General features: G+C 36.5%; 11 protein-coding genes. 2 read left to right on the forward strand and 9 right to left on the reverse strand.

From position 1 onward, the window contains the following. The first annotated feature begins 51 nt into the window (after window positions 1-51). Window positions 52-669, forward strand: a complete 618-nt coding sequence (locus RT445_RS11120; protein WP_312505583.1) for an HAD-IA family hydrolase — start codon at window positions 52-54, stop codon at window positions 667-669. Between the two features lie 51 nt (window positions 670-720). Here RT445_RS11120 and RT445_RS11125 read toward each other — a convergent pair whose 3' ends face one another. From RT445_RS11125 to RT445_RS11145, 5 genes are all read right to left on the reverse strand, one after another. After that, the gene (locus RT445_RS11125; protein WP_274796417.1) at window positions 721-1,545 is read right to left on the reverse strand and encodes a methyl-accepting chemotaxis protein; all 825 of its coding nucleotides are present in this window, start codon (window positions 1,543-1,545) and stop codon (window positions 721-723) included. An 87-nt stretch (window positions 1,546-1,632) separates the two neighbouring features. Further along, window positions 1,633-2,628 carry a VanW family protein gene (locus RT445_RS11130; RefSeq protein ID WP_313470599.1) on the reverse strand — a complete coding sequence of 332 codons (996 nt, stop codon included), beginning with the start codon at window positions 2,626-2,628 and terminating at the stop codon, window positions 1,633-1,635. A 365-nt stretch (window positions 2,629-2,993) separates the two neighbouring features. Next, window positions 2,994-3,845: a beta-propeller fold lactonase family protein gene (locus RT445_RS11135; protein WP_313470600.1), complete on the reverse strand. Its 852-nt coding sequence runs from the start codon at window positions 3,843-3,845 to the stop codon at window positions 2,994-2,996. A gap of 392 nt (window positions 3,846-4,237) precedes the next feature. Beyond that, entirely contained in the window at window positions 4,238-4,846 is a 609-nt protein-coding gene (locus tag RT445_RS11140) for a CAP domain-containing protein (protein ID WP_313470601.1), read from the reverse strand. A gap of 210 nt (window positions 4,847-5,056) precedes the next feature. Then, complete coding sequence (locus RT445_RS11145) at window positions 5,057-5,683, reverse strand: transmembrane-type terpene cyclase (protein ID WP_312505586.1); 627 nt, start codon at window positions 5,681-5,683, stop codon at window positions 5,057-5,059. 168 nt (window positions 5,684-5,851) lie between these two features. Here RT445_RS11145 and pgeF point away from each other — a divergent pair, with 168 nt between their 5' ends. After that, window positions 5,852-6,613, forward strand: a complete 762-nt coding sequence (gene pgeF, locus RT445_RS11150; RefSeq protein WP_274796413.1) for a peptidoglycan editing factor PgeF — start codon at window positions 5,852-5,854, stop codon at window positions 6,611-6,613. Window positions 6,614-6,670: 57 nt separating this feature from the next. Here pgeF and RT445_RS11155 read toward each other — a convergent pair whose 3' ends face one another. The 4 genes from RT445_RS11155 to RT445_RS11170 all read right to left on the reverse strand — a co-directional run. Next, entirely contained in the window at window positions 6,671-7,780 is a 1,110-nt protein-coding gene (locus tag RT445_RS11155) for a Ger(x)C family spore germination protein (RefSeq protein WP_274796412.1), read from the reverse strand. Then, the gene (locus RT445_RS11160) at window positions 7,777-8,865 is read right to left on the reverse strand and encodes a GerAB/ArcD/ProY family transporter (protein ID WP_396631802.1); all 1,089 of its coding nucleotides are present in this window, start codon (window positions 8,863-8,865) and stop codon (window positions 7,777-7,779) included. The genes RT445_RS11155 and RT445_RS11160 overlap by 4 nt, the downstream gene beginning before the upstream one ends. Beyond that, the gene (locus RT445_RS11165) at window positions 8,843-10,276 is read right to left on the reverse strand and encodes a spore germination protein (RefSeq protein ID WP_313470602.1); all 1,434 of its coding nucleotides are present in this window, start codon (window positions 10,274-10,276) and stop codon (window positions 8,843-8,845) included. The genes RT445_RS11160 and RT445_RS11165 overlap by 23 nt, the downstream gene beginning before the upstream one ends. A 143-nt stretch (window positions 10,277-10,419) precedes the next feature. Next, a partial coding sequence (locus tag RT445_RS11170; protein WP_313470603.1) for an amino acid permease occupies window positions 10,420-11,274 on the reverse strand: 855 nt, incomplete at its 5' end.

Genomic DNA, 11,274 nt, shown 5'->3' on the forward strand with positions numbered 1-11,274 from the left:
TTTTAAGCATAAAACGTCAATACAACTAGATGGTAAAGGAGAAAGTTTGCAATGAAGCATATTATCTTTGATTTTGATGGAACATTGGCAGATTCAACTGCCGTGTTTGCATCAGCATGGAATACATTAGCTCAAAAATATAAATTTAAAGGCATCGAATTAAAGGAAATTGATGCCTTGAAAAAATTATCGATTTCTGAACGGAGTAAATTATTTGATTTTCCAATGTATAAATTGCCGATGATTTTACCGCAATTTTATAAATTGTATCGCCAATCGTTAAATGATGTTCATCTTTTTGATGGAATGAAAGAAGTACTGCTGGAAATTGATAAAAGAGGCTATAAAATCCTCATTATTTCCTCAAATTCTAAGGACAATATTTTAGAATTTCTAAAAATGAACGGTATTCATTGTGTAGCCGATGTTCTTTGCTCAAACCGAATTTTCGGCAAGGATAAAGTGATGAAAAAGTTTTTAAAGGAATCGAATGTTCACTCATCCGATGTGCTATATATCGGGGATGAACAACGGGATATTGTGGCTTGTAAAAAAGCAGGTGTGCCCATTGCTTGGGTGGAATGGGGCTATGATGCCAAGGAAGTGGTTAAAAATGAAGAGCCTGAATACAAGGTAGCAACTCCTCAAGAAATTTTAGAAATTATTTAATTATAGAGTAGGATAATAGCAATCTACTTGGCTATTATCCTTTTTTCTATGCTATCCTTTAATCTCGCTAATATGCATGAGCTTTTCTGCTGTATTATTAACCCCTTTATAGGCATCCGTTAATTCGTGCATACTTTCTGCAAATTGCTGGGTAAAGGCAGCAATTTGATTAGCAGAAGCATTCACTTGATCAATAGATTGCTTAATGCTTTCTAATTGTCTTGTAATACTATCTGCACTATCAGTACTGCTTTGGGACATTTTTTGAATTTCTGAAGCGACAACCGCGAAGCCACGCCCATGCTCACCAGAACGTGCAGCTTCAATCGAAGCATTTAAGCCAAGAATTTTTGATTTCATTGCCAAATCTTTTACTAAATTAACAATGACATTGATTTGTTCAATGTCGCCAGCCATCGATTCAGAGAAATTAGATAGCTCTTCCAAACGTTTTGAAACATCCATACTAGCAGTGGCTAACCCTTCATTTGTAGTAGTCATTTCTTCCACAGTACTTGAAAGTTCTGTAGCTAATAAACGCATATTATCCATTTTTTCATTCGAAATAATGGCACTTAATACGCCTATAACTTGTCCACCATCAAAAATAGGCTGTGCAGAGGCGATATAGGCCATACCAAATCCTTCTGCACTTCGTTCTTCCTTCACAAATCGACCTGAACTTAATGCTATTTCCGTTGCGGTTCCTCTATATGTATGGACGGATTCACCTATCCCTACTTTCAGGTCAACATGTTTACCTGGTTTGTAGGCAAGAACCCTTTCTGTATCTGCCACTATGACACAAGCATCTTCTGGATATGTCGCTTGGTATAAATCAATAGAATCAATTACTGCCTGTATTTTTGGATGCATGGTTTTCCCCTCCCAGAGCTTTTCAAATTAACTATATCATGGCACCTAAAAAAAGACACCAATGTCTATTAGTGTCTTTTCACTATATTATTGCTTTGTCAATAATTCTACATATTTCTCTGCTGTTCGTATTTCGATTGTTAGAAAATCTTTGCCATAGCTAGTCTTTATTAAAAATGGTACATCATTAGTGTTTTGAAATCTAAAATCTAAACTACCATAGGACACCGTTGCGTCCCTCCCCTTTGGTACATACCCTACGTCTAAGGAATGGTGATGGCGCTCCACATATTTAACTGGAATTTGATCCACTGCATTAAATAGGGTTGAAGATGTTTGACAGATCCCCCCGCCGATGCCCATGACAACTTTTTTATTAATAATTTCTGGTGCAGGCTGATAGCCATGAGCTTCATCTCGTGGTCCCACAACCGTATTAAACGAAAATTGGTCTCCACTGCCAACGATCACATTATCAATGGCCTTGGCAGAAAGCTCAATGTTTTTATTTCTCCCCACATCAGCGCTATTAAAATAGGTTGTAAAGGATGCGACAACAACCTCCTCTAAATAAGGAATATCCTCAAGCGAATAGCCACTTTGAGTGGTATAAAGTGGCACTTCCACTTGACCACCAGTCGCTGAGGCTTCTAAAACTCTCTCCACTAATTCACTTTCTTTTAAAATCGTTTGTGGTCTTCCCTTAATTATATTCCCTGTTTCATCCAATCGATCAAGCACCATCCGCTGATCATAGCCATTGGTTGTTTTCGTTCCTCTCGCTAATTCCTTAGCGACTTGCTCGATAAACTGCTGATAGGCTTGCGGATTTGTCTCATAGCCACTTTCCTTTGGTGAAATCGTTTCAATAATCGTGTTTGTCGTAGGATCCACTATCTCTACAATAGCCGGCTCATTTTGCGTTATTTGCTCGGAGTTAACAGGCTTTTGTAATTCTTCGATTTGTTGCTTTAATTGCTGATTTTCTTGCTCTAGCCTATGCTCATTTGCGGCATTTTTTTGACATCCCACTAGTCCTATCATACTTAATACGCAAAATGCAACCATCCACTTCTTTCTCAACAATGTACACCTACCTCTATCTTCATACTACAGAGACATCTTATTCGTATATTGCTAATAGTGTGTGGTTTTTATGGAAATTTATTTATCTGTTAATGGGAAACATAAATCATAACGACCTTTGAAATCAACATTTAATAAAATTATGTAGTGTTAGGATAGCCATACTAAAATTTAAAATGAGAGAGCTATCCAAAATCAGGCTATACAATTCATTCGTAACTTTCTATCAGAACATCTTTTGGCCATTACTTTCTTTAACACCCCAATATGACGTCTTGAATTTTAGTGGTGTTGATTTTTAGGAGGCTACTAGTTTAATTTTGTTTGCAATCTTTGAGTACTTCAAAAAATTAGCTCATTTACTATAGGCAGATTGTTCCAGTATCTATACCAGTCGGACCATTAAATCCTGGAATTGTATCCACTACCATATTGGTTGCAATATCTATAACAGATACTGTGTTGTCCGTTTGATTTGTGACATATGCCAACATTCCATTTGGCAAAATGGTTACTTGATCAGGAGATGATCCTACAGGAATTGTAGCTATCACCATATTTGTTGCTGTACTGATGACAGAAACAGTATTACTACCTTTATTGACAATATACAAAAGTGTGCCATCAGGCGTAATGGCTGTTCCTACAGGCCCTGTTCCCACAGGAATTGTATTGATTACTGTATTTGTTGCAACATTAATGACAGATACATTGTTGCTATTTTCATTTGTAACGTAAGCAAATTGTCCACTTGGAGTAAAAACAATGGATCTTGGGCGAATTCCAACAGGGATTGTAGCAACCACCGTATTAGTAGCTGTGTTAATAACCGATACAGTACCTGAATTTTCGTTTGCCACGTAGGCAAACGCACTATTCGGCGTAAAAGCGATACCTTGAGGTTGGAGCCCAACTGGAATGGTAGCTGTTACGGTATTTGTCGCTGTATCAATGACGGATACAGAGTTAGCTGCTGGTCCATGATTTGAGACATAAGCAAGGGCACCATTTGGTGAAATCGCTATACCAAGCGGCTCATCTCCTACAGGAATCGTAGTGACTACCGTATTTGTTGCAGTATTAAAAACTGTGACATTATCGGAGAAGAGTGCTGGAACATAACCAAATGCTCCGTTTGGTGTGATCGCTACCTCTAAAGGAGCCGTTCCTACTGGAATGGAAGCAACAATAGTATTTGTCGCTGTATCAATCACTGATACCCTATTATCAGGGGTTTCTAACTGCCAGCATCCGTCACATATACTAAATAATCACAGACTGGTATTGGTGGTTCTGGTAAAAATGGTGGCTTACAACGGCAAGGGCAACAAAAACCACAACAATGACAATGACAAGCAGGATTGGATTTAAACTTAAACCTAAAAAATTTTTGTTCTTTTCCCACAATAAACGCCCTTTCTATCATATATGGATACAATATGCCGAAAAAATTGTAATTTCTTGTGCGTTTTACCCAAACATATTGTTTATGAAAAGTATTAAGGGATGTTTAATATACTTTAAATGGATTGATTTGATTTTATTTATCTACATAAAAAGAACTGTCCCTCATCAGTGACAACTGAATTCGGGCAGTTCTGTATAATTATTTTTGAATAAACATTTGTGTCCAGTAGTTCCCATCCTGTACATAGCCTATCCCAATATGTGTGTAGCTTTTGTTGAGAATATTAGCTCGGTGTCCTTCACTATTCATCCAAGCTGTGACAACCTCTTGAGCTGAACGTTGGCCCTTCGCGATATTTTCGCCAGCCGATTTATAGGTGATGCCGAAGTTTTTCATCATAGTAAAAGGTGAGCCATATGTTGGACTAGTGTGGTCAAAGTAATGTTTATCATGCATATCTTGAGATTTGTTTTTTGCTACTTTTGATAGCTCTAAATCTTCATGTAATGCTGGTAGACCTGCTTTTGCGCGCTCTGCATTGACAAGTTTAACTACCTCTTGTTCAACACTTGCTTGTTCCTTTACAGAAACAGTGATTTTTTGTCCAGGGGAAATTTGATTTGGATTCGCAAGCTGTGGATTGGCATCAATTAATTCTTGTACTCCAGTTCCTGTTTTCAACGCTATTTTCCATAGAGTATCTCCAGATGCTACAGTATAGGATTCAGCTGCCATTGCTCCTACTGGTACTAATAAAGAAGCTGCTATTACTGAAGAAAATGCTGCTTTTTTGATTTTGTTCAACATGTTAATCATCCTTCCTCTTTGCTCTACTACTATCGTAAATAGTTTTAGTGCGATAATCATCACAAAATATTTGGAAGGATTTTTACAATTGTATGACATGCCCCCAACATTAACAGAAAAAGCCCATTTTGACGCCCTTCTTTATCCTTTCCCTTGTCATCAAGTTGCAATCTATTTGTAATTAGCATACATTACCAATAGGTATATCTGTTATAATTTTGGTTTTTGCTTCTGCCAACGATAGATTAAGAGAATATAAAGCCAATCATAAAAGAGCGTTGCCACAGAAATAATGGTAATCAGTGGCGTGCGGAAGTAGAGATAAAAGCCAACTGAGGCAAACAATGTACCTAACATTTTACAGATAGCAATTGCCATCGACTGGCCCGCCAAATTCCCCCTTTGCAACAATAGAGCGATAAATAAACCGGACATCATGAGATTTTGAAAAAAGGCCGCGTACTTCCCTTCGTAATCATGAAACTCATGGACTAAGCCTAAAATCGTCAACATGCTGAAAACTAAAGTCAGCAAAAAGGAGAAATACAATAATTTTTTTGAAAGCATTTTACGGTATTCATTTGGAGCATAGCGTAAAAATTGCATTAAAATAAAGATATCTAATAGGAACCAAATGAGCGTAATGAATCGTTGGAGATCATTTTGCGGGTAGATAAAAGCAAAGATAAACTCCCATGAAATATTGGCACAAATTGCCGCCATGGGCATGCCATATTGTTTATCTCGCCATCCTTTATAAATAACGAGTATATATGTAATAATCCAAAAAAGGCCCATACCTAATTGGCAAATCAATAATATGTTTAGTTCACTCAAAATTTGCCCTCTCCTCTAGCTATCAATATCATTCCTTCCACTATATGTAGGGAAATTGGTTCATTATGTCTAAAAGATTGATAGACGGGTAAAAGAGAGCTAAATAACAAATAACTGCAACCTATACTGTCCATAAGTAATCCTATATAGTAAAACGAGGTGATTAGAATGAAAACAAAAATTTATGTAGATAATGAACAATTTATTGCGGGTACTACCTTAAAAGATCCATTGGAATTGGAGCAAAATAATATGGCGTTGCACATATGCGACAATGTTCAAGATGTGATTGAAAATCGTCAACAATTAGCTGCTACGTTGAACTGTGATTTACAACAATTTATTTGTACAGAGCAAACCCATAGTGCTAATTTCCACAAGGTTACATTGGCCGATAAAGGACGTGGAGCTGAGCAAATGGATACAGCAGTTAAAAATACGGATGCTCTTTATACCACAGAGCCCAATTTATTAGTATGTAGCTTTACCGCAGATTGCGTTCCCGTTATTTTTTATAATGCAGTGAATGGACTAGTTGGTGTTATCCATTCAGGCTGGCAAGGAACAGTCAAAGAAATAACCCTAAAGTTATTCCAACATCTAGTACATGAAGAACAATGCCGACCTGAGGATTTTCATGTTCAAATCGGCATGGCTCTAAGTCAGCAAAAGTTTGAGGTTGACGCAGATGTCTACGAAAAATTCCATAGCCTGGGCTATGCTGAACAATTCATGTATTTTAATGCTGAAACCAATAAATATCATATTGATAATCAACAAACCGTCAAAAAACAATGTGAGCTTGCAGGTATTCCAGCAGAGCACATACAAATTGATGCAACCTGCACATTCCTTAGCCCTGATGGCTTCTCTTACCGTCAGGACAAAAAAGCAGGCAGACATTTAAGCTTTATTATGCGCAAATCATAAACATAAAAAAGGACGAACAGATCTGCGCTCTAATGGATTGCAGATTTGATTGTCCTTTTATTTTAAGGTTCCTGTACTAATAATGGATGTCTTAACATGTACTTCTGTATTTAGCTTTCTAATTAGTTCCCTTGTTTTTTTAGTCGTCCATTTTCCGTGATAATACATTCTAAATTTCTCACTTAATCCACTTGGATCCACATCCATCGTTTTTAATTTATCTAGAAATTTAGTGATATCCTCTTTCAGCTGCTTATTAACATCTTTCTCCAAATGACTAATGCTCTCAGCGGTTTTTAGCTCATACTCTCTTGCGCCTTTATATTCGCTTAATGTCCCTTTAATGTTAAGGTTAATGGTTATCTTAGGTGACTCAATATCCTTATTGCTTTGTATATTGACCGTACTCTCAATTAAATCAATCATCAGCTTCTCTTCACCATGTCCCTCATGCAAATCTAAATGGAGCGGCGCCAGATTTTTTCGTCCCTGTAAAGCTTGAATAATGAGCGCTTCCTCTGGCTTTATCAGTTCATGCATATGGCTCCCTTTAAAAATAGCAACACCCTTTATTTCTAACTTATCATCAAGCTTTTCAATATAAGGAAGAATTGTGTCTATCACTGGATTTGAAATGGTGTAAATGAAATCATGGACATTTGTATTGGGATTAAACGCCGTATTAATACTTGGCTCTAAAAGATCATTAATATAAAAATTAATGTTTGGTTTATCAGGATAATCTCCCTTTAAAATAGTTTCTGCATTGTCCTTTGCAATAGCAATAAGTACCTTATTGCCTACCTCTGCATTTCTGTATAAATGCTGAATAACCTTTCGCACCTGCCCTTTTCGTGCAAACTCTTCATTGACTAAGACAACACGTAATTGGTTAAAGACAATCTTTTTATCTGATAGCTTTTCAATTTCTACTATTCCATTTGAAACAAGGTCAGTAGCAACAGAGAAAATTTGTGTGTTTTTTTGTGCTTCGGGCGAATACTGCGGAATGGCTACGGTTAATTTCATTTGCTTATCATCTATATAATCAAAAGCCATTGTACCAACCATACCTATATCCTCTAGTGGAACCTTTTGTTCCTTTCTTGCACAACCAACTAGTAACAATAACAAGGAAAGGATGATGCATAGAAGCTTTTTATTCATTGCTCCACCTTCTTTTTTCTAACTGCATATACGAGCATTAATATGACTGGCCAAATAATTAGCATATAGCCTATATAATTACTTGCTGCAAATAGCTTTTCTTGAACCTCGCGGGAAAAAGGCATCTTGACAATCACAAATATGATAGCTGCAATTAAATAGAGTATATAAATTTTTTTCTTTTTAAATACTGAGTCAATTCCTATTTTGGCACACCATACATAGGCAGTTACGGATGATAATATTAAAAATACCCATAGCGTGATCCCAATAATATCTATTCGTTCAACAAACGTAAATTCACCAGCTTTAAATAAATTCAATACAGAAAACTCCACATTTTTCAATTGCCATTCAGAATAATAAATGACACTTACGACTGTTGTGAAAAAACAAAGAAAAATACTAATCCAAATCCCGATTAGCGAATGGCGAAATGCCTTTTTCTGATCCATAATATAAGGAAAATAAATCATAATTAATTCATAACCAAGGATTGATAAATATCCATCTTTGAACGCATCAAAAAATTGTTTCGCATTAAAATTAAAAAACGGAAGTAAATGGCTAAACTCCCCTTTTTCAATTGCCCACCGTGTAAAGTAGACCATGGGGATTGTTATAAAAAAAGTCATCATGCAAAATCTAGCTATTGATTTTATGCCCCCACTTACAATGTAAATAAGTAAAAGTAATAAACAAATAACAGGCAATGTGATCGTTTGTTCAGGCAGCGCTGTACTTTGAATGAGATGCATATAATTACTAATGATACCTGCACTAAAGACAATAAATTGCAAGACAAAAAATAGGTTAATGGCCTTTCCTATGATTTTTCCTAATAATATTTCGTTGATACGAAATAAATGCTCAGTAGGATATTTAGAGCAAAGCCAAACCATTGGCCAAAGAGTTAACGTAGCAGTTATTCCAAATATAATCGGCACAAGCCACTGAGTATACCCCATCGAACTCATTTTTTGCGGCAACGAAAGTATACCTGTACCAATCATAATGCTTTGAGCCAAAAAGATGACATGGTAGCGGTTCAAAACCTTTAATTTAGCTGTGCTCAACGTCTTCACCTAATTTCTCTTCCTGCTGTTTTGACTGAGTTCTTGAAATCCCCGTCTTTTTCGTTAAATATTTCAATGGAAATCTGATGACATTATCTAATAAATCTGTCGGCTTTCTTGGTATCCCTGGTGTCATATAATTTGTTCCTAAAGATTTTAGACTTAGTAAATGATGGATTAACCATGCAAAGGCGAGCATCTGGCCAAATAAACCAAAGAGCCCTGCGGATAAAATAAAAATATATCGTATAAAGCGGCTCGTATTACTCATTAAAAATATTGGTGGTAGGAACGATAATAAGGCAGATGTTGCGACCAGGACGATTAGAATATTGCTGAGTAATCCAGCTTCTACAGCCGCCGTACCTATTACAATACCTCCTACGATACCAATTGTTTGGCCGACTTTTGCAGGCATTCGAGAGCCCGCTTCTCGTAAGACTTCAATAATTAGCTCGATAAATAACACTTCAATCAAAGGTGGAAATGGTACCTTACTCCTCGACTCTTGAAGGCTTAACAATAATTCATAAGGCAAAATTTCTGGATGGAAGGTTAAAGCTGAAATATACATTGGTGTAATCATGATCGTTATGAAAAAACCAAAAAAGCGCAGCATCCTTAATAAAGATGCCGTTGTCCAGCGGTTGTAATAATCCTCAATCGAAACGAACATCTCAAAAAAGGATGTAGGGCAGACAATCGCTAATTGACTGTTATCCATAAAAACAACAATTCTACCATCTAGAAGGTACCGACAAACACTATCTGGACGTACGGTCATATAATATTGTGGAAAGGGTGATAACGGATTATCTTCTATTAATTGCTTTAAAACTGAAATATCCGTAAATAATGGATAATTCACTTGATCAATACGATTTCTTAAATTTTTCAAGTTTTCGTCATTCACAATATTGGCCATATACACGATCGATATTTTAATATTAGCCTCAGAACCTACAATCCGGTTTTCATTTTTTAGCATAGAACTTTGAATACGTCTTCTTACTAAAGAAATATTGGTTTCCAATGATTCTGTGAATGCATCCTGTGGCCCAATCACGGTTGATTCTGTTTCAGTATTGGTTATAGCTCTGATTGGTGCACTAAATGTATCCATACTTACAAGTGCATTTGTTTCATGAAAGAATAGCAAGGTTTGACCAGCATTCAATCGTTTAATGACATCCTTTACGTCCTTTGCATCTATATATTGAGACATTTGATGTATCTGTTTTAAATTATTGGCCAACGGTATTATTACCATGGTTTGTAAGGTCATTTTTTCAATAAGAGAGGAGAAATAAATGACCGTGACGTCCCCTTCTTCCGTTGCCATCATTTTCAGTTTTACATCATCTATTTCATTTAATTCCTGCTTTAAATGTGCAACGATTTGTTCAGGTATCCCACGCATCCATATCAACTCCTTGATTTCCCAAGACATGTCCATCGTATAAACTTTTTAGTAGTTTGGCTTTTTACAGTTGAATTATGTAAAAATTGTGCTAGCAAAAAAAGGATGCATCCCATTTTTGAGATGCATCCTCTTAAACTATTCTATTGAATCTTACCGTATCGGTTTTTGCCAATACCAAATACATAGTAGCTGACTGTGACAAGTACTAAAAAAACGATGCCGACAATTAATGATATACGCGTATCATCATTAAACCACATGCCAATTAGTACCATAATTAAAAAGATAATCGTTACATAGTTTGTTAATGGCGCGAAAGGCATTTTGAAAGGATGCTCTGCAAGTTGGGCTCCCTTCACCTTTCTAAATCGAATTTGACTAATTAAAATAATAAACCATGGAATCATCCCTGGTAAAACACTCGCACTATACACATAGACAAATAAATTTTCAGGTGCAATATAGCTAAGAATAACGCCAATAACAAGTCCAACTAACACACCAGCTGTACCAAATAAAGGTACACCATTACTCGAAAGCTTGGCGAAAAATTTGGGTGCTTGTCCATTCATAGCAAGCGTATATAACATACGTCCAGCACTATAAATCCCACTGTTACAGCCTGACATAGCCGCTGTGATGACAACAAAATTAATAATACCTGCAGCAGCTGTAATACCAACCTTAGCAAATGTTGCAACAAACGGGCTACCGATTGTGCCAAGTTCATCCCATGGATAGACTGTGACAATCACAAAAATAGCTCCGATATAAAATATTAAAATACGCCAAATAATACTTTGAATCGCATTGGTAATTGTTTTCTGCGGATTTTTTGCTTCTCCCGCCGTAATCCCAATTAGCTCTACCCCTTGATAGGCAGCGACTACTAAGGATAATGCAAAGAAGAAACCTGTCCAGCCACCAGTAAAGAAGCCACCATGACTCCATAAGTTGGATAAGCCAATCGCAATACCATCATTGCCAAAGCCAAA

It is taken from the genome of Lysinibacillus sp. (assembly GCF_032093475.1).
GTDB lineage: Bacteria > Bacillota > Bacilli > Bacillales_A > Planococcaceae > Lysinibacillus > Lysinibacillus irui.